Origin of the sequence: Jejudonia soesokkakensis (assembly GCF_042664795.1) — a bacterium.
Taxonomy (GTDB): Bacteria; Bacteroidota; Bacteroidia; order Flavobacteriales; family Flavobacteriaceae; genus Jejudonia; species Jejudonia soesokkakensis.
Window position 1 is genome coordinate 89,856 of record NZ_JBHTBN010000006.1, and the last position, 18,260, is coordinate 108,115.

General features: G+C 35.1%; 20 protein-coding genes. 6 read left to right on the top strand and 14 right to left on the bottom strand.

Annotated features, from left to right (window positions below; all coding sequences use genetic code 11):
* The first annotated feature begins 1 nt into the window (after position 1).
* The gene (locus ACFQO1_RS11570) at positions 2-1,315 is read left to right on the top strand and encodes an O-antigen translocase (RefSeq protein WP_380218292.1); all 1,314 of its coding nucleotides are present in this window, start codon (positions 2-4) and stop codon (positions 1,313-1,315) included.
* On the opposite strand, the gene ACFQO1_RS11575 is transcribed toward ACFQO1_RS11570, so the two are convergent.
* The 4 genes from ACFQO1_RS11575 to ACFQO1_RS11590 are packed head-to-tail and all read right to left on the bottom strand — an operon-like array spanning position 1,307 to position 4,394.
* Positions 1,307-2,515 carry an Nramp family divalent metal transporter gene (locus ACFQO1_RS11575; RefSeq protein WP_380218293.1) on the bottom strand — a complete coding sequence of 403 codons (1,209 nt, stop codon included), beginning with the start codon at positions 2,513-2,515 and terminating at the stop codon, positions 1,307-1,309. The genes ACFQO1_RS11570 and ACFQO1_RS11575 overlap by 9 nt on opposite strands.
* A 2-nt stretch (positions 2,516-2,517) precedes the next feature.
* Entirely contained in the window at positions 2,518-3,084 is a 567-nt protein-coding gene (locus tag ACFQO1_RS11580; RefSeq protein ID WP_380218294.1) for an RNA polymerase sigma factor, read from the bottom strand.
* The gene (locus ACFQO1_RS11585) at positions 3,075-4,169 is read right to left on the bottom strand and encodes a glycosyltransferase (protein WP_380218295.1); all 1,095 of its coding nucleotides are present in this window, start codon (positions 4,167-4,169) and stop codon (positions 3,075-3,077) included. The genes ACFQO1_RS11580 and ACFQO1_RS11585 overlap by 10 nt, the downstream gene beginning before the upstream one ends.
* A gap of 21 nt (positions 4,170-4,190) precedes the next feature.
* A complete protein-coding gene (locus tag ACFQO1_RS11590) occupies positions 4,191-4,394 on the bottom strand; it encodes a membrane or secreted protein (protein ID WP_380218296.1) in 204 nt (67 codons plus the stop codon).
* Positions 4,395-4,479: 85 nt separating this feature from the next.
* Here ACFQO1_RS11590 and ACFQO1_RS11595 point away from each other — a divergent pair, with 85 nt between their 5' ends.
* On the top strand, positions 4,480-5,031 hold the full coding sequence (locus ACFQO1_RS11595) for a fasciclin domain-containing protein (protein WP_380218297.1): 552 nt from the start codon (positions 4,480-4,482) through the stop codon (positions 5,029-5,031).
* Here ACFQO1_RS11595 and murB read toward each other — a convergent pair.
* On the bottom strand, positions 5,006-6,019 hold the full coding sequence (gene murB, locus ACFQO1_RS11600; RefSeq protein WP_380218298.1) for a UDP-N-acetylmuramate dehydrogenase: 1,014 nt from the start codon (positions 6,017-6,019) through the stop codon (positions 5,006-5,008). The two genes, ACFQO1_RS11595 and murB, sit on opposite strands and share 26 nt — an antisense overlap.
* Positions 6,020-7,210, bottom strand: a complete 1,191-nt coding sequence (locus ACFQO1_RS11605) for a pyridoxal phosphate-dependent aminotransferase (RefSeq protein ID WP_380218299.1) — start codon at positions 7,208-7,210, stop codon at positions 6,020-6,022.
* Positions 7,211-7,301: 91 nt separating this feature from the next.
* Here ACFQO1_RS11605 and ACFQO1_RS11610 point away from each other — a divergent pair, with 91 nt between their 5' ends.
* Complete coding sequence (locus ACFQO1_RS11610; RefSeq protein WP_380218300.1) at positions 7,302-8,654, top strand: retropepsin-like aspartic protease; 1,353 nt, start codon at positions 7,302-7,304, stop codon at positions 8,652-8,654.
* 47 nt (positions 8,655-8,701) lie between these two features.
* Here the strand turns inward: ACFQO1_RS11610 and ACFQO1_RS11615 are convergent, their stop codons facing one another.
* A complete protein-coding gene (locus tag ACFQO1_RS11615) occupies positions 8,702-9,103 on the bottom strand; it encodes a DUF1573 domain-containing protein (RefSeq protein ID WP_380218301.1) in 402 nt (133 codons plus the stop codon).
* A 126-nt stretch (positions 9,104-9,229) separates the two neighbouring features.
* On the opposite strand from ACFQO1_RS11615, the gene ACFQO1_RS11620 reads away from it, so the two are divergent.
* Positions 9,230-11,860: a valine--tRNA ligase gene (locus ACFQO1_RS11620; protein ID WP_380218302.1), complete on the top strand. Its 2,631-nt coding sequence runs from the start codon at positions 9,230-9,232 to the stop codon at positions 11,858-11,860.
* Positions 11,861-11,955: 95 nt separating this feature from the next.
* Entirely contained in the window at positions 11,956-12,195 is a 240-nt protein-coding gene (locus tag ACFQO1_RS11625; RefSeq protein ID WP_380218303.1) for a hypothetical protein, read from the top strand.
* A 52-nt stretch (positions 12,196-12,247) separates the two neighbouring features.
* On the opposite strand, the gene ACFQO1_RS11630 is transcribed toward ACFQO1_RS11625, so the two are convergent.
* From ACFQO1_RS11630 to rsfS, 6 genes are all read right to left on the bottom strand, one after another.
* Positions 12,248-12,514, bottom strand: coding sequence for an acyl-CoA-binding protein (locus tag ACFQO1_RS11630; protein ID WP_380218304.1), 267 nt, complete (start codon positions 12,512-12,514; stop codon positions 12,248-12,250).
* Positions 12,507-13,160, bottom strand: a complete 654-nt coding sequence (locus ACFQO1_RS11635) for a phosphatidylserine decarboxylase family protein (protein WP_380218305.1) — start codon at positions 13,158-13,160, stop codon at positions 12,507-12,509. The genes ACFQO1_RS11630 and ACFQO1_RS11635 overlap by 8 nt, the downstream gene beginning before the upstream one ends.
* Positions 13,150-13,953, bottom strand: coding sequence for a phosphatidate cytidylyltransferase (locus ACFQO1_RS11640; RefSeq protein ID WP_380218306.1), 804 nt, complete (start codon positions 13,951-13,953; stop codon positions 13,150-13,152). The genes ACFQO1_RS11635 and ACFQO1_RS11640 overlap by 11 nt, the downstream gene beginning before the upstream one ends.
* Before the next feature lie 3 nt (positions 13,954-13,956).
* Positions 13,957-14,568: an LUD domain-containing protein gene (locus ACFQO1_RS11645; protein ID WP_380218307.1), complete on the bottom strand. Its 612-nt coding sequence runs from the start codon at positions 14,566-14,568 to the stop codon at positions 13,957-13,959.
* Between the two features lie 117 nt (positions 14,569-14,685).
* On the bottom strand, positions 14,686-16,644 hold the full coding sequence (gene ftsH / locus ACFQO1_RS11650; protein WP_380218308.1) for an ATP-dependent zinc metalloprotease FtsH: 1,959 nt from the start codon (positions 16,642-16,644) through the stop codon (positions 14,686-14,688).
* A gap of 15 nt (positions 16,645-16,659) precedes the next feature.
* Entirely contained in the window at positions 16,660-17,031 is a 372-nt protein-coding gene (gene rsfS / locus ACFQO1_RS11655) for a ribosome silencing factor (protein ID WP_380218309.1), read from the bottom strand.
* Positions 17,032-17,116: 85 nt separating this feature from the next.
* Here rsfS and ACFQO1_RS11660 point away from each other — a divergent pair, with 85 nt between their 5' ends.
* Complete coding sequence (locus ACFQO1_RS11660) at positions 17,117-17,848, top strand: biotin--[acetyl-CoA-carboxylase] ligase (RefSeq protein ID WP_380218310.1); 732 nt, start codon at positions 17,117-17,119, stop codon at positions 17,846-17,848.
* Here the strand turns inward: ACFQO1_RS11660 and ACFQO1_RS11665 are convergent.
* A complete protein-coding gene (locus ACFQO1_RS11665) occupies positions 17,845-18,237 on the bottom strand; it encodes an SRPBCC family protein (protein ID WP_380218311.1) in 393 nt (130 codons plus the stop codon). The genes ACFQO1_RS11660 and ACFQO1_RS11665 overlap by 4 nt on opposite strands.
* Positions 18,238-18,260: the final 23 nt, after the last annotated feature.

The window sequence follows — 18,260 nt, forward strand, 5'->3', positions numbered from 1 at the left end:
CTTGAAAATACCTCAGTTTATAAAATCAAATTTACTACTCAAGATCACTTCAGTAAATGCGTTGGTAATTGGGGTACGACTGGTCATCTCATTTTTTATCCAGCGATTGTATGCTCAGATTGTTGGGGAAGCAGGGATTTATAAAATTGGGCAATTACAAACACTAACACAAATGCTCACTTCCATCACAACGCTGGGAGTATTTAATGGGGTTGTTAAGTATGTTGCCGAGCACAGAGAAGATAAAGAACAGCTTCAGAAATTATTTTCTTCTTCTTTCGTATTTGTAACAATTGGGTCTGTGGTAGCTTCCATAGTATTATTTGCTTTTTCTGGATATTGGAGTGACTATCTTTTTTCTTCAAAAGAATTTACCTATCTCATTAAATTAGTGGCAATTATTGTCCCTTTTATTGCAGTTCAGAGAGTCTTTAGTGGGGTTGTCAATGGGCTCTCAAAGTATAAAAAATTTGCAAAGATTGAATTGGTCTCTTACTTGTTAAGTTCTGCCTTAACAGTTTACTTTTTATTTCAATATAATATCGATGGCGTACTGGTTGCAATTGCAATTACGCCGGCCATTCAATTTTCAGTAATGCTTTTTTTATTCCTTAAAATCCTGAAGGAATATGTGCAATTCAATAAAATTAAATTTAGATTGCCACTGGCAAAAAGCTTACTAGCTTTTTCATTGATGTCTTTTGTATCAACCATTTTATTGGGATTTGTAGAGATTGATATTCGTGACTTGCTGGCCACTAAAATGACCGAAGCAGATGCAGGAATCTGGACGGCTATGACCAATATTTCTAAAAATTATATGGTGTTTGTTGGCTCGGTTCTTACACTCTATGTAATCCCAAAGTTTGCCAGCATTTATACTCAAACCGACTTTACAAAAGAATTGCTTAGTATTTATAAAACCCTGTTACCCATATTTGGAGTAGGTATGTTATGTATATATATTTTTAGAGACTTTGTGATTGAACTTATATACCCTGGTTTTAATGAAATGTCTCAACTGTTTAAATGGCAATTACTGGGTGACTTTATCCGACTGGCATCTATCATTTTAGCACATCAATTTTTAGCCAAAAAGATGGTGCGTAACTTTATATTTTCAGAAGTACTTTCATTAGCTCTTTTCTACGGAATGTCTTATTACTTTGTTGATAGTTGGGGAGTAGAAGGTGTCGTATTGGCTCACTTTATACGATATATTATTTATTTTGTTGTGGTATTATTACTCGTCTATCGTTATTTTCACATTCAGAGGAAAAAAGAGATTCCTTCAGAAAATTCTACGTTACAATAGTGTAAAAAGATACCAACCGCTAAAAACTACCAGAATACTAATACTAATCAGGCTATAAACCCTCATAAATTTTGAAGGCTGTGCACTTTTAGGAGTGTGTGTACTCGTTATAACTTTGTAATTAAAAATGGCGTAAAATGGTGCTGTAATAAAAGATAGGATGGTAGCAATATCGATTAGAGTTTTCATTTCTGAAAGTAAAAAGAAAAAGATACTCAATGTACCTGCAATGAGAATTAATAGCCAAAATAGATAGCCTCTTTTATAGCTTCTGCCGGTAATAAGCTCGGAGCTGCTTTTCATGACTCTTGGAGAACCGTCTAGCGTTGTGAGGGTAGTGCTTAACATAGTAGTTAAGGCAGCAACAGCAATAATGATCATGGCACCTTCTCCCAAGCTGGAAGTGTACATAGAAATTAACTGATTGGCAAATTCATCTCCCTTATTAGAAAAGCCTTGTCCACTGTTAAACATTACTAGGGCTCCTAATGACAGAAATCCAATCGCAATTATAATAGTAGTAACATAACCCACATTAAAGTCGAATCTGGAGTTTTTAGGAGTGATAGAGGGATCTAACTTCTTTTTCTCAACGGTCCAAATAGATTGCCAGATCGATATATCTAAAGGGGCTGGCATCCAGCCCATAAAGGCAATTAGAAAAGCAATTGATGCTGTTTCAATAGGAAAAGTTTGAGCGAGATTTACTGGGTTTTCTGGCAATGCAAGTCCTACGGCAACAACAGTACTAATGGTTAGGCAAATCACAATAATTTTCATTAATGTATCGAGAAATTTAAACCTTCCTATACTAAGGATGCAAAAACAAATTCCTGTGATAATTGCAGTCCAAAGAACTATGGAACCACTTCCAAAAAGGAACATAGCTATCCCTGCGGTGACTATAGTAACGGCAATTTGTATGGTAAACATGGTGGCGAATGTGAGGATAAAATAGGCAACAACTACAGGTTTCCCTATTTTATGATATCCTTGTAATAAGCTTTCTCCAGTGGCAGCGGCATAACGAGGACCAAATTCAAAAAAAGGATATTTAACTGCATTAATGAGAAGTAGCGCCCACACCAAACCGAAGCCAAAGTCGGCTCCCGCTCTTGTGGATTGCACTAAATGTGAAACTCCTATTGCTGCACCGGCAAACAGAAAACCAGGACCGAGTTTTTTTAAAGTGAGTTTCAAGGCTAGTGTTGTTGTGTGATGATTTCGGCTAATAATTTCCGGGCGCGTAACAAACGCACTTTGACATTGTTTAATGGAACTTCAAGACTTTCAGAAATTTCTATATAACTCATTTCCTGAAAATACCTCAAATTAATAACGTCCTGATAATGGGGTTTGAGCTCTTTTATAAATCGGAGTAATTCGGCCAGATTTTGTTCCCGTATCAATTCGTCTTCAGGAGTAGGAGACGCGTCTACAATTTTCTTTAATGTTTCTTCACTTTCAATGGTAGTATTGCTATAGATAGAGGCTTTTTTCTTTCGGAATTTATCAATCTGAATATTCTTCGAAATAGCAATCAACCAAGTGCTAAATTCATACACTTCATCAAAAGTTTCTATCTTATCAAAAGCTTTACTAAAAGTTTCAATCGTGATATCTTCTGCTTCATATTCATTATTGACACGCTTTAATTGAAAAAGATATACTTCATTCCAATACCGATCCAACAAAAAACTAAATGCTTTTTGCTTTCCTCTTTTGGCTTTGCCAATTTGTTCTAAGATGCTTTCTTTGCTTACTTCCAACGGGGATTTTTTGAGGGTCTATTTGAAATAAAGATACACATTTGCATGCATATTAAAAATAGTTCCAAAAAGGGAAGCATAGGGATGAGGTCGTTTTCTTTTAGTTTTTTAGCTGCATTGCCAAGGGTTACATATTGTAATAATAAACGAATCCCAATTATTAGTGCAGGTATTTCCCATGAGTAGAAAAAGAAAATGACAGCAGTTCCAACCCAAAATAGCAAGTTAGCAACATAAAATAGGCCTAATAATAGCTTATGCTTTGGTTTATATAGTTTTGAGGTTGTGATGTGTCGTTTCTTTTGGTTGATCCATTTTTTCCATGTGTTCTTCGGAATGGAATAGGTGAAAGATTCTTCTCGAACACAGATAGCTGTATTTTTTGACGTGGCATTTTCATTTACAAAAAGATCGTCGTCTCCTGAAGCTACTTTTATATGTGATATAAAACCATTGTTTGCATAATATAACGAACTTGTATACCCAAGATTTCTTCCTACTCCCATGTAAGGCATGCCTGCCAATGCATAACTAAAATATTGCGTAGCTGTGAGCATGGTTTCATAACGAATACACGTGTTTAAAAATCCGTTGGTTTTATCATAAGCACCGTAACCCAACACCAATTCTTTTTGACTAGAGAATTGGGATGCCATTTCTACTAACCAGTGTTTGGTAGCTGGCTTGCAGTCTGCATCTGTGAAGATAAGATGTTTGTTAGATGCCTTTTTAATTCCAAGTGTCAGGGCATATTTTTTACTTGCCCAAAACGCTTCATTATTTTGAACATTGACAATTTTAATACTGGGATGTTTTAAAGCAAAATCTTCCATCACATCCAAAGTTTCATCGGCTGAAGCATCATTGATTAGGATGATCTCAAAATCGGGATGATTTTGTTCCAACCAAAATGGAAGATGTTCTTGTAAATTTTTCGCTTCATTTTTTGCACAGATAATCAGAGAAACTGGTGGGGTTTCTTGAAAGGACTTCTCGGGAATCGTATAAAAAGCAAATTTTGAGAATAAGAGATAGTAGCCACAATTAATTAGAACAATTGTGCCAAAAACGTACAGTAACAGCATTAGTGTGCGGGTAGCATTATGTTAGTCATGTGTTTCTTCGGTACAGTTTTCAAATTGGTCTGGAGTTTTTCCGCAAAAACCACAGGCTTCTCCTTCTTTGTTCAAAAAAGGATTTTGACTTGCACAGGTCCCGGCAAACTTTCCATCTTTTTTGCCCCAGATTTTAATAGCAATGCCAGCGACAGCTAATAACAACAAGACTAATGTGATCAATAAAAGTTTCATAGTGTGTAATTGTACTGCAAAAATACAATGCTTTGCATTTGTTGCCACATTTTTTCCCTTATTTTTGAAACAGGTGTATTAGATTATGAAGAATTATTTCTATAGGTTTATTGTAGGTTTTCTACTTGTGTTTCTAAGTTGCAAGCAGAATGCTGCGAGCCCTGATATTAAAACACCTTCTAGAGTTGTTCAGGATTCAACACCTCTAGAAAAACAAATTATTCAGAATAACCTGATGGATAGACTGCACGCAAGAGAAGAGCTGAAGTATTTTGCAAGAGGGATAGATAGTTCAGAACTTTCAGAAATACTTAGAAAAGAAGAAGGACCTTTTACAATATTTGCTTTATTAAATTCTGAAATTGATACATTAACTTCTCCTAAAAATTTTCAGAAATATCTTATCAAAGAAAAAATTACTACCGCCATGATGGTGCAACGCAACCGAAAATATGACGGTGGCTATAAATTAAAAACAGTATATGGTGAATTGCTCACAGTGGCGAAGGCGGGAGATTCTATTTTATTATTGACAAAAGTGGGAGATACTTTACTTATGGGGCAATCGGATATTCTTGCCAACAATGGGATTATCCATTTTGTATCAACATTTAAAAAACATTCACCTCTGGAGTGATATAAATACCAAATTTTTCTTTTACTTCCTTCTGAATTTTTAAGGCTAATTCCCAGATTTCTCTGCCAGTTGCATTTCCGTAATTTACAAGAACCAACGCCTGATTTTTATGTACGCCCGCATCTCCAAAGCGTTTTCCTTTAAAGCCAGCTTGTTCGATGAGCCAACCTGCAGGAATCTTAAATTGGGTTGGAGAAACTTCATAAAAAGGGGCTTCTGGAAATTTTATTCTGAACGTTTTAAAGGCATCTGCGTCGATTACAGGGTTTTTAAAAAAACTTCCGCTGTTGCCTAATTCTTTTGGATCTGGGAGTTTGGATTGCCTGATTGAAATCACAGCATTTGAAACATCTTTTAGGGTAGGATTTTCAATTTTTTGAGCCTTCAATTCTTGCTGAATGGCTCCATATGAAGTGCTTAGAACATGATTTTTTTTTGTAAGCTGAAAGCGCACACTCGTAATGATATACTGGTCTTTGGCTTCATTTTTAAAAATAGAATCTCTGTAGCCAAATTGACACTCTTCTTTACTGAAAGTTTTTTCGGTTTGCGAAGCAATTTCGAGCACCTCACAACTTATAAAAATATCTTTTAGTTCTACTCCGTAGGCCCCAATATTCTGAATGGGAGAGGTTCCTACGTTTCCGGGTATTAGAGAAAGATTTTCAATCCCGCCAAACTCATTTTCAATGCAGTACAGTACAAATTCATGCCAGTTTTCACCCGCCATGACTTCTACTATGACATGATTTTCGTCTTCAGAGATAATCGAAATTCCCTTTAGATTTACGTGAATGACCAGTGCATCAATATCATTGAGCAACAACATATTACTGCCGCCACCTAAGATAAATCGTTTTGAACCTTCCGAAGTCTTTAACACCTCTTTTAGTTCTTCTACCGTTGTAACCGCTACGAAATTACGTGCCTTACAATCAATGCCAAATGTATTGTACTTCTTTAGGGAAATTTGCTTTGTAAACTGCATTTAATCTTTATATGTTTCAAGGGCTACTTTTAAAATATTCATAGCCTTGATAAGACTTTCTTTATTCAAAACATACGCAATTCTAATCTGATTTTTACCCATACCAGGAGTAGAGTAAAAGCCTGCAGCAGGAGCCACCATGATGGTTTCTCCATCTATATCAAAATCTTCTAATAACCACTGTGCAAAGGCATCACTGTCTTTCACTGGAAGTTGTACGATACAATAAAATGCTCCCTTAGGAATTCCCATGGTAACACCGGGAATTTTACTGAGTTCATTCACGAGGATATCTCGCCTTTCTTTATATTCTGTAATGACTTCATCAAAATAACTCTGCGGAGTTTGTAGGGCTGCTTCACTGGCAATTTGAGCAAATGTGGGTGGGCTTAACCTAGCCTGCGCAAATTTAAGTGCAGTCTGTATCACTTGCTTGTTTTTACTAACAAGGCATCCTATACGAGCGCCACACATACTATATCGCTTAGAAACCGAATCGACAAGAATACCATTTTCTGCCATGCTATCTTCTTCGAGGATTGAGTAATGTTGAGCGCCATCGTACGCGAATTCTCTGTAGACCTCGTCTGCTACCAAAAAAAGATCATGTTTTTTAACAATAGCAGCTAGTTTTTGAATTTCTTCTTTGGAATATAAATATCCGGTTGGGTTTCCCGGATTACAAATTAATATTGCTTTTGTTTTAGGAGTAATCAGTTTTTCAAATTCTGAAATAGGTGGTAAAGCAAAATTATTTTCAATCTTAGAATTAACAGGTACAATGTTTACACCCGAAGCAGTTGCAAATCCATTATAATTTGCATAAAAAGGTTCGGGAATAATCACTTCGTCACCTTCGTCTGCGATGCTTCCCATGGCAAATAATAACGCTTCACTTCCTCCCGTAGTGACAATAATATCATCTGCTGCTACATTTATATTCTTTTTAGTATAGTATTCTGCTATTTTAATACGATAACCTTCTGAGCCTTCAGATCTTGTGTAAGCAAGAATTTCAAGTGAATGCTGCTCAACTGCATCCATGGCAACTTTTGGCGATTTAATATCTGGCTGACCAATATTTAAGTGATAAACACGTTTGTTTAGTTTGTAAGCTTTTTCAGCAAAAGGAACTAATTTTCGGATAGGGGATTCGGGCATTTGTTGCCCTTTTACAGATATTTTTGGCATCGTAATAAATTTAGTATACAAAGTTGCAAAATATATTTGTAATACCTAGCAGAGGCAATAGGTTTCATTAAATTTTTATATATTTAGTTATATGCATTTTTTGAATTATAGTAGGGTATTTTTAATTTTCTTCGGAATTTATATAGGTTGTTTTAATTTACTTCATTCTCAAGAGGGTTTTAACTTACCTAAAAATCAAAAAAGAGACAAAATTTCTTTTAAAAACATTAATAACCTCGTTATAATACCTGTAGAAGTAAATGGAACTTCTTTGTCATTTCTATTAGATACAGGGGTAAGTAGTACCATAATTTTTAGCCTAGGTGAAAAAGATTCTTTAGAGATAAGAAATACTAAACCTGTAAAAATAAGAGGGATGGGTGATGGAGAGGTAATAGATGCATTTAAAAGTTCAAATAATACAGTAAAAATAGGGGACGCCATTGATACCAATCATGACTTGTATCTAATATTCGATAAGGCTTTGAATTTCAGTCCTAGAATGGGTATTCCTGTGCATGGTATTATTGGGTATGATTTTTTTAACAGTTTTGTAGTTAAGACTAATTATGTTTCTGAAAAGATAATAATTTATGATCCAGATAATTACAGGAAAAGAAGATGTGGAGGGTGTCAGGATTTTGACATGGAGTTCCATAAAAATAAACCCTATATTGATTTTACAATTCCTTCAGTAAATTCTGAAAAAAATAGCAGTCACTTACTTTTGGATACAGGTCTTAGCGATTCTGTTTGGTTGTTTGATGAAAATTCCTATAACGTAGAAGACTATTTTGATGATTTTTTGGGATTGGGTCTTAGCGGTGATATCTATGGAAAACGCTCTAAATTAGATATACTTGGAATTGGAAAATTCTCTTTAGAAAACGTAACTGTTGCATTCCCAAAAAAGGATGCTATTGAAGCAGCATTAAAGCATGAGAAAAGAGATGGAAGTGTAGGAGGTGGAATAATTAAACGTTTTATCTCTATAATAGACTATCAAAAAAAGACGATAACCCTCAAGAAAAACAAAAATTTTAAGGATGAGTTTTTTTATAATATGAGTGGCCTAACTTTAGAGCACAATGGGATGAAAGTTGTGAAGAATGAGAAAAAAAGAGTTGGAAGTTCAGATTATTCTCTTGATGGTCAAAAATTTTCAGGTCGTACAGGTAACGGGGTAAGTCTTGTTACAGATATAGAGTTGGTTTTAGCGCCTCGTTTTATTGTTGCAGATGTAAGGAAGAATTCTCCTGCCGATTTAGCTGGAATTGTTGTAGGTACTGAAATTTTAAAAGTTAATGGTAAAGCGGCACATTCATATAAACTTTATGAAATTGCAAAATTATTTTCTTCAAAATCAGGTAAAACCATCTCTTTACAAATTCAACAATACGGTTTTATCTCTAAAGTAAAATTTATTTTAAAAAAAGTAATATAAAAAAGCCCTCGATTTCTCGAAGGCTATTGATTTATCATGATGTCTTACTATTTTGTTTTGTCTAGAGCACTCTTACCTTCAGGCAGCACCTCTCCCTTAATTTTTAAGGCTTTAATTGGTTCATCTGCATTAGAATAAACAGTTACTGTTTTTCTAATAGGACCAATTTTGTTTTGAGTGTCATACTTCACTTTTATCATTCCTCTTTCACCCGGAGCAATAGCTTCTTTTGGTTTCTCAGGAACTGTACAGCCACAACTAGATTTTACATCTGTAATTACAAGTGGCTCGTTACCAACATTTGTAAACTCAAAAATACGTATGCCATCACTTCCTTTTTGTATGGTGCCGTAATCTATAGTTTCAGTATCAAATTTAAATTTTGCCTGCGCAGCAGCCGTTGCATATCCTACAAAACACACTACTACAAGTAAAACTATTTTTTTCATAATTTCTATATTTAATATTAAGCTAAAATAGGTAACATATATTCAACCTCCAAAATAAGTTATTCACTTTTATAATCTTGAAGTTATACCTATTTTTGCAGATTAAAATCAAAAACCAGACCAAGTATGGCCTTAGAAGCAAAATATAATGCTCAAAAAACTGAAGATAAGTGGTATAGCTACTGGATGGAGCATAATTATTTTCATAGTGAAGTTGACGAAAGAGAGCCCTATACAATTGTAATTCCACCACCTAACGTTACAGGGGTTTTACACATGGGTCATATGCTTAATAATACGCTTCAGGATGTTCTTATACGTCGAGCCCGTCTAAAAGGTTTTAACGCATGCTGGGTGCCTGGTACAGATCATGCCTCTATTGCCACAGAAGCTAAAGTAGTGGCCAAACTAAAAAAAGAAGGAATACATAAGGCGGACCTTAGCCGTGAAGAATTTTTAATCCATGCCTGGGAATGGACACATAAGCACGGTGGTATCATCCTTGAGCAACTAAAAAAACTTGGAGCATCCTGTGACTGGGAGCGTACTAAGTTTACCATGGATGCCGAAATGTCTGCCTCTGTTATCAAGGTGTTTGTAGATTTATACAATAAAGGCAATATTTACCGTGGCTACCGAATGGTTAATTGGGATCCTGAAGCTAAAACAACCCTTTCAGATGAAGAGGTTATCTACAAAGAAACTCAGGGAAATCTCTATTATTTAAATTATAAAATCGAGGGGACAAATGAGCACCTAACAATTGCAACCACACGCCCTGAAACCATTTTGGGAGATACCGCAATTTGCATACATCCGAATGACGAACGATTTACTCACTTAAAAGGGAAAAAAGCAATTGTTCCTATCTGTAATCGCGTGATTCCAATCATTGAAGATGAGTATGTAGATGTTGAGTTTGGTACGGGTTGCTTAAAGGTAACTCCTGCGCACGATGAAAATGACAAAGCCTTAGGCGAGAAGCACAATCTTGAAGTAGTTGATATACTTAATGAAGATGCGACTCTCAATAGTTTTGGGATGCATTATCAAGGAAAAGATCGTTTTGTGGTGCGAAAGGCCATTGTAAAAGAATTGGAAGGCTTGCAGGTGATCGACAAAATAGAGCAACATACTCATAAAGTAGGTACAAGTGAACGCACAGGTGCTGTTATTGAACCGCGATTGAGTGACCAATGGTTCCTTAAAATGAAAGAACTAGCACAGCCAGCACTAGATGCTGTGTTAGAAAAGGACGTTAATTTAGTTCCTGAAAAATTTATAAGTACTTACAGATATTGGATGGAAAATGTTCGTGACTGGAATATTAGTCGTCAGTTGTGGTGGGGACAACAAATACCCGCTTATTTTTACGGGGATGGAAAAGAAGATTTTGTAGTTGCTGAAACTATTGAAGATGCGGTTAAACTTGCTAGAGAAAAATCTGGAAATGCTATTTTATCGGCTACCGATTTAAAACAAGATCCCGATGCGCTAGATACCTGGTTTTCATCCTGGTTATGGCCTATGAGTGTTTTTAATGGTATTTTGGATCCGGATAATAAAGAAATAAATTATTACTATCCAACAAATGATCTGGTAACAGCACCAGAAATTTTATTTTTCTGGGTGGCAAGAATGATCATCGCCGGGTATGAATACAGAAATGAAAAACCATTTACCAATGTATATTTAACGGGGATTGTTCGAGATAAGCAACGTAGAAAGATGAGCAAATCTCTAGGAAATTCACCAGATCCAATTGAGCTAATTGAAAAATACGGTGCAGACGGTGTTCGTGTTGGGATGTTATTGAGTTCTCCTGCAGGAAATGATCTTATGTTTGATGAAGACCTTTGCAAGCAGGGGAGTGGCTTTGTCAATAAAATATGGAATGCCTACCGATTAATTGATGGCTGGGAAGTTTCCGAAGCAAAAGAAGAAACCGAAAGTGCTACAATTGCTATTAAATGGTATAAGAACAAATTTCAGAAAATACTATTGGAGATAGAAGATCATTATAGTAAATACCGTATTAGTGATGCGTTGATGTCAACCTATAAACTAATCTGGGATGATTTCTGTTCGTGGTTACTGGAGATGGTAAAGCCAGAATATCAACAGCCTATCTCTAAAAAAACGTATAATGAAGTGCTTGCAATCCTGGAAGATAATCTAAAGGTGTTACATCCTTTTGTTCCATTTATTTCTGAAGAAATCTGGCAACACCTCACCCCTAGAACAAAAGAGGAAGCACTAATTATTTCCGAATGGCCAGCTGCTGAAAAATTTGATGAAGCATTTATAAAAGATTTTGATTCTGCTACTGAAGTAATTTCAGGTATTAGAACTATTAGAAAACAAAAAAATATTTCCTTTAAAGAAGCCATCTCACTTTCAGTAATTAATAATGAGAAACGTTCAAAAACATTTGATCCTGTAATTGCTAAGCTTGGAAATCTTTCAGAAATAAATTATGTAACTAAAGCGTTGGAAGGTGCTCTGACTTTTAGAACCAATTCTAATGAATATTTTATTCCTGTTAGCGGTGCGATAAATATAGAAGAGGAAATTACAAAATTAAAAGAAGAATTAAAATACAATGAAGGCTTTCTACGAAGTGTGCAAGGAAAATTAAAAAATGAAAAATTTGTAAGCGGTGCTCCAGAGCAGGTTGTAGCTATAGAGCGAAAAAAAGAAGCCGATACGCTTGCTAAAATAGAAACTATCAAAGCAAGTTTGGGTAGCTTGCAATAGAATTTAAGGTTAATTTTTCTTAATTGGTTTTAAATCAGCGTTAAAAGTGTTTGTAGCTTACTTTGTCAACTGTATCTTGTAGAAAAACACTATGTATGGAACAAGCAAAATATGACCAAATGCAAGGGATGTTAAATAAACTTGAGGATATTAAAAACAGTCAAGAAAGTATTATTGATAAGATAAATCACGTAATTACTGATTTATTTCAAGATCCCGATAAAGACCTAGAAAAGGCCATGGAAGCTGCCCACCAAAAAGCTTCAGATAATGTAGAAAAAATTAGCGAGGCAATTGAAGCTTATGAAATAAAATTCAATAAAGCACAATTATAGAAAAACACCTTTAAAATTTTAGATAAAGAGTCAATCATTGGATTGGCTCTTTTTATTTTCGGTATAAAAAATAATGTGTAACCGTTTCAATGTATAGTTTTTTAGCTTCATTTTGTGAAAGCCCTTTTGTTTGAAAAAGAGCATTGGTTTTAAATGCACTAATTAGAGGTTTTCCGCTTTCAGAAATATCACTCGAATTTGTAGCTCTTTTGTAATAAGCATAGAGTTTAAGAAGCACATCTGCTGGAAATGCATCAGAGTGCTCATTAATTTGATGTACGGCTTTTTCGAAAGCACTATTTAAGTCGGCATCATTCATTGTGGGCCAATACTGTGATCCCTCCTTTTACTTTTTCATTAAGAGTCACGTTAACAGGAGTTCCAATGGGTAAAAATACATCAACACGAGAACCAAATTTTATAAATCCGCTGTCGTCGGTCTGTTCTACCTGTTCACCTTCTTTTGCGTAATTTACGATACGTTTTGCAAGTGCTCCAGCAATTTGTCGATGCAAAATAGCTCCAAAATTTTTAGATTTTACAACTACAGTCGTGCGTTCGTTTTCTTCGGAAGATTTTGGATGCCAGGCAACCAAAAACTTTCCAGGATGGTATTTACTATACACTACTTCGCCGCCAACAGGATATCTGGTGACATGCACGTTTAAAGGAGACATAAATACCGAAATTTGTAATCTTTTCTCATTAAAATATTCTTTTTCAAAAACTTCTTCAATCACCACAACTTTCCCATCTACAGGTGAAAGTATTTGATTTTCTTCTTTCTGAAAATGCCTTTTGGGATTTCTGAAAAACTGAAGAATCAACACTAATAAAATAATAAGCGAAATTATGATTCCTCCTCGAATGATAGAATTTGGCACAAAATAATCTGCGACTAAGCTTAGAACGATCACTAGTACCAATGTAAAAAATATAATTTTGTATCCTTCTTTATGAAACATGGTTAAAAATTTCTAAATATGCATAAACAAAAGGGCTGGCATAGATAATACTGTCCAACCTGTCAAATAATCCGCCGTGTCCTGGCATTAAAACTCCGCTGTCTTTAACACCTGCCTGTCTTTTAAACTTAGACTGAATTAGATCACCAATTGTTCCAAAAACGGAAACAATAAGTGCCATCATTATCCAATTTGTTAGACTGTAGGAGTTTGTGTATTTAAATATAATAAAACTTGCGATCAATGCACCTAACATTCCGCCAAGAAAGCCTTCGACTGTTTTTTTAGGAGAAATTCGCTCCAAGAGTTTGTGCTTTCCGAAGGTTTTACCAATCATATAAGCAAAGCTGTCATTACTCCAAACTAGAAAGAACACTCCTACTAATACCTTTGGTATAAATACGTCATCAATATAAGGGATACGAGTGAGAAAAATAAAGCCACTTATTAAGTAAAAGATAACTGTGATGTATTTTTTCTTTTCAAACATTGGAATTTTTGATGTCCACAATACGTCTTTAAGCAGAAAAAGATTTACAAAGCAGCTAAGAATTAATAAAAGATAAACCGCATTAATATCGAAAACGCGATAACTTAAAAAAAATAAACCCACAAAAAGTAGGAGATAAGCAAGATAACTTTTTAGGTGAATTAGTCTGAGAAACTCTCGAAGCGTAATAATGGCTAGGATAACAAAAAGTCCCATAAACCAGTCCCTAGAGGAAAACATAGAAATAATCACAAGAGCTATGTATACAAGGCCTGACACACCTCTTACGAGAAATTCTTTCATAAACTATAGGTCTTCTAGTAGCAGCAAATATAAGTTTTTTGTACTACTTCCGTAACTCATAAAGTCCTTTTCTTTTTCTGTTTCAAAGTCCTGAATGGCAGTTATATTGGTTGGAATATGATTCTTGCTTCTGTTTTTTATAATGCGAAGTCCTTCGCTTATACTTTCTACAAACTGACTGGTAGTAGCAAAAATGATAATATTTTTTGGCAGCTCATGCAGTTTTTTCTCTTTAATTTGATTAGACGATAACAGTATAGAGCCATTATTAGCAACTAACGATTCGCACGTAGAAAGGAAAAAAGCTGAGCTCGATTTTTTGTTGAAAGTAAGATTGAAACCCTCAAACCGATCAATAAGTTGATCGTTAATACAAAACACTTCTTTTTCGTACCAATCATTTTCAAGAAGTATATTGTCAAATGATTCTAAAACTTCTTCAAGATTTTCACAGTATAAGAATTTACCCCCGTTTTTATTGAAATTATAGGTAAACTTTTCATCTATAGGTAATTTTTCTTCCGGGTAATACTTGCCATGATCAGATTTTTTAGGATTTTTCCTTTCTTTATCTGATTTATAATTTGGATTTAAAAGTCTTTTAAAGAGACTCACAAGCGGTATTTTTGAGGAGTTTGTAACATCGTTATCCCTCAAAGATATAAAATATAGCTAGAAACAACGTTACCTTAAATCTAAATTGTACGTAATTTATCGAAAAAAATGTAAAACCTATTCAGTCGCTATTTTTTCTTCTTCCTCTTTTTTCCCAAAAGGACGATCTCCAAAAATTTCCTGAAGATTATCTTTGAATATTACTTCTTTTTCTAGCAACTGATTTGCAAGAAGGGTAAGCTTATCTTTATTGGCTTCAAGAAGCGAGATAGCCCGCTGATACTGTTCTTCAATCATTGCTGAAATTTCCTTATCAATAAGTTCAGCTGTTTTTTCGCTATAAGGTTTGCTAAAATTATATTCAGATTGCCCTGAAGAATCATAATACGTTAGATTTCCAACCTTATCGTTTAGTCCATAAATAGTAACCATAGCTCTGGCTTGTTTGGTTACTTTTTCAAGATCACTTAAGGCGCCTGTAGATATTTTATTAAATATCACTTTTTCTGCTGCACGTCCGCCCATAGTAGCACACATTTCGTCCAGCATTTGCTCTGGACGCACGATGAGTCGTTCTTCCGGTAGATACCAAGCAGCTCCAAGTGATTGTCCACGGGGAACTATAGTTACTTTAACAAGTGGTGCTGCATGTTCTAGCATCCAGCTTACAGTCGCGTGACCAGCTTCGTGGAATGCAATTGCTTTTTTCTCGTCTGGAGTTATAATTTTATTTTTCTTTTCAAGTCCTCCCACAATTCGATCTACAGCATCTAAGAAATCCTGTCTTGTAACTTCTTTCTTTTCTTGTCTCGCTGCAATAAGCGCAGCCTCATTACACACATTTGCAATATCTGCTCCTGAAAATCCGGGAGTTTGCTTCGCCAAGAAATCGGTATCTAAACTATCATCCTTTTTTAAAGGGCGTAAGTGTACCTCAAAAATCTCTTTACGTTCGCGAATGTCTGGTAAGTCTACATAAATCTGTCGGTCAAAACGTCCCGCACGCATGAGTGCTTTATCTAACACATCTGCGCGGTTTGTAGCGGCTAATACGATAACATTGGTATTGGTGCCAAATCCGTCCATTTCTGTAAGGAGTTGGTTTAAGGTATTTTCTCGTTCGTCGTTCGATCCAGAAAAGTTGCTCTTTCCTCTGGCACGCCCAATGGCATCAATTTCATCTATAAAAATAATAGCAGGTGATTTTTCTTTTGCCTGCTTAAACAAATCTCGTACTCGGGAAGCTCCAACCCCAACAAACATCTCAACAAAATCTGAACCCGATAGAGAGAAGAAAGGTACTTTTGCTTCACCAGCTACTGCTTTTGCTAGCAACGTTTTACCAGTTCCAGGAAGTCCTACTAATAAAGCTCCTTTAGGAATCTTACCTCCTAAGGCAGTATATTTTGAAGGGTTTTTAAGAAAATCAACAATTTCTTGTACCTCTTCTTTAGCACCTTCTAATCCTGCAACATCTTTAAAAGTTGTTTTTACATCGGTTTTTTCATCAAATAGTTTTGCTTTAGATTTTCCGATATTGAATATTTGACCTCCCGCACCACCTCCGGCTCCAGAAGACATACGTCTCATAATAAATATCCAAATGGCAATGATAATTGCAAAGGGTAATAAGGTCACCAAGATGTCTCCCCATACATTCGATTCGGTATCGTTATCCAGGGTAGTACTTAAATTATTGGCTTCTTTAATTTGCTGAAAAGAATTTTCAAAATTTTGTTGATCGCCAATTTGGAATTCATAATCAGGATCATTGGGCCCAGGCGCAAGAAGTCCAGTAGGCTTATTTTTATTGTGTACTTCTTTTGATTTAGCTTCTTCGGTAAGAAATACTTTTGCTACTCTGGCATTAACAACTAAGACCTTTTTTACATCACCATTTTGTAAAAACGACTTAAATTCGCTCTGAGTAGTTTTTTTGGGTTGTGTCCAGCTATTTCCTCCCGTAAAAAATATTCCTAAAAATATAACAGTAATGGCAATGTAAATCCACGTAGCGTTAAATTTTGGTTTTTTTATTTCGGGCTTTTTATCTTTTTTATTTTTATCTTCTGCCATGAGGCTTGTACTGTTTTAGTGCGTTGTTTCTATTTTAACCGATTTTGCGTCTCCCCATAATCCTTCTATATCGTAAAATTCACGTATGTGTTTCTGAAAAACATGAACTACCACGTGAACGTAATCTATGAGAATCCATTCTGCGTTATCACTTCCTTCAACGTGCCAGGGTTTTTCTTTAAGGGCTTTGCTTGTAACTTTCTGAACAGAGTTTACAATTGCATTTACTTGCGTGTTTGAGGTACCATCACAAATGACAAAATAATCGCAAACGGTATTTTCAATTTCTCTAAGGTCTAAAATTTCAATGTTTTGACCTTTAACGTCTTCAATTCCTCTAATGATATTTGTTAATAATTGATCTGTGCTTACTTCTTTCTTTGACATTAATTATTTTTCTTTACGCAAAGTTATTACTTTTTTGTTTCTTGAACTGTTTTAAAAACGGAATACTAATACTTATTTTTTTCTAGTGAAAATAATCAAACTTAGTGCCATTGACTCCACCAATAACTACTTAAAAAACTTAAGTAAAGAAAAGCTTGTTAAAGATGGTTGTATTGTAGTGGCAAGGCAACAAAAAAAAGGGAGAGGGCAGATGAATAATACATGGCAATCTCAAGAGGGTAAGAGCCTTACCTTTAGCATGTTTAAGAGGTTTGATTGTCTTAAAATTGAAGAGCAATCGGCTATTACTTTTGCGGTTTCTTTAGGAGTTCAACTTGCATTAAAAAAAATGAATATTCCTGCTGTAAGAGTAAAATGGCCAAACGACATTATGTCATACAATAAAAAAATAGCGGGGATTCTTATAGAAAGTAATTTACAGAAAGACAGAATAGTAGCCTCAGTTATTGGTATAGGAGTAAATGTTAATGAAACTGAATTTACCAATCTTCCTCATGCTAGCTCTATCAAATTGGAAAATGGAAACGCTTTCGACTTAGAAGAAGTGTTACATTGTATAGCTGAAGCAGTTTTGTTTCAGTTGCAACGGATTGAGAAAAAAGAGGTTGACTTACTTAAAAATGAATACGAAACGGTACTCTTTAAAAAAAATAATGTTTCAGTCTTTCAGAAAAAAACAGGAAATCCCTTCAATGGAATTATTAGAGGGGTTTCAAAATCGGGTGAATTACTACTCGAAAATGAGGATGAGCAATTAGAAAAATTTGAGTTAAAGGAAATAAAAATGCTGCTTTAAAGAGCTGCCATATTTGTACTTAGTGCTTCAAGAAATTTAGTGATAGGTCCTTTGATCATCATTTTCATCATCATATTAAACTGACCTTCAAAATCCAACTGTGCTTCACAGGTTTCATCGTCAATTACTTCAATATCTGCAGAAAGTGTAAAGTCCAACTTGTCACTAATGGCACCCAGAATTACTTCATTAGGCGCATTGACCTCTTTTAATTCTAATGCGATTTCGGGCATTCCCTGTAATGCAAAAACAAAGGCGTTGTCACGAATAACTTCAAACTTGGCAATAGTTTCAGGCATTAGGTGTTCAAAATTTTTGACATCAGCTAAAAAATCGCAAAGTTCTTGTGCAGATTTGTTTACAGTTACTCTTTTACTATTTAATTCCATGGAATCCTTTTGTTTTTAAGTGT

Excerpts from the sequence above, each read along its gene's own strand:
- ACFQO1_RS11590 (WP_380218296.1), bottom strand. The coding sequence starts at position 4,394 with ATGAAACTTTTATTGATCACATTAGTCTTGTTGTTATTAGCTGTCGCT.
- ACFQO1_RS11625 (WP_380218303.1), top strand. The coding sequence starts at position 11,956 with ATGGAACAAGCAAAATATGACCAAATGCAAGGGATGTTAAATAAACTT.
- ACFQO1_RS11605 (WP_380218299.1), bottom strand. The coding sequence starts at position 7,210 with ATGCCAAAAATATCTGTAAAAGGGCAACAAATGCCCGAATCCCCTATC.
- rsfS (WP_380218309.1), bottom strand. The coding sequence starts at position 17,031 with ATGTCAAAGAAAGAAGTAAGCACAGATCAATTATTAACAAATATCATT.
- ACFQO1_RS11635 (WP_380218305.1), bottom strand. The coding sequence starts at position 13,160 with ATGTTTCATAAAGAAGGATACAAAATTATATTTTTTACATTGGTACTA.
- ACFQO1_RS11585 (WP_380218295.1), bottom strand. The coding sequence starts at position 4,169 with ATGCTGTTACTGTACGTTTTTGGCACAATTGTTCTAATTAATTGTGGC.
- ACFQO1_RS11665 (WP_380218311.1), bottom strand. The coding sequence starts at position 18,237 with ATGGAATTAAATAGTAAAAGAGTAACTGTAAACAAATCTGCACAAGAA.
- ACFQO1_RS11615 (WP_380218301.1), bottom strand. The coding sequence starts at position 9,103 with ATGAAAAAAATAGTTTTACTTGTAGTAGTGTGTTTTGTAGGATATGCA.
- murB (WP_380218298.1), bottom strand. The coding sequence starts at position 6,019 with ATGCAGTTTACAAAGCAAATTTCCCTAAAGAAGTACAATACATTTGGC.
- ACFQO1_RS11640 (WP_380218306.1), bottom strand. The coding sequence starts at position 13,953 with ATGAAAGAATTTCTCGTAAGAGGTGTGTCAGGCCTTGTATACATAGCT.
- ACFQO1_RS11595 (WP_380218297.1), top strand. The coding sequence starts at position 4,480 with ATGAAGAATTATTTCTATAGGTTTATTGTAGGTTTTCTACTTGTGTTT.
- ACFQO1_RS11610 (WP_380218300.1), top strand. The coding sequence starts at position 7,302 with ATGCATTTTTTGAATTATAGTAGGGTATTTTTAATTTTCTTCGGAATT.
- ACFQO1_RS11630 (WP_380218304.1), bottom strand. The coding sequence starts at position 12,514 with ATGAATGATGCCGACTTAAATAGTGCTTTCGAAAAAGCCGTACATCAA.
- ftsH (WP_380218308.1), bottom strand. The coding sequence starts at position 16,644 with ATGGCAGAAGATAAAAATAAAAAAGATAAAAAGCCCGAAATAAAAAAA.
- ACFQO1_RS11620 (WP_380218302.1), top strand. The coding sequence starts at position 9,230 with ATGGCCTTAGAAGCAAAATATAATGCTCAAAAAACTGAAGATAAGTGG.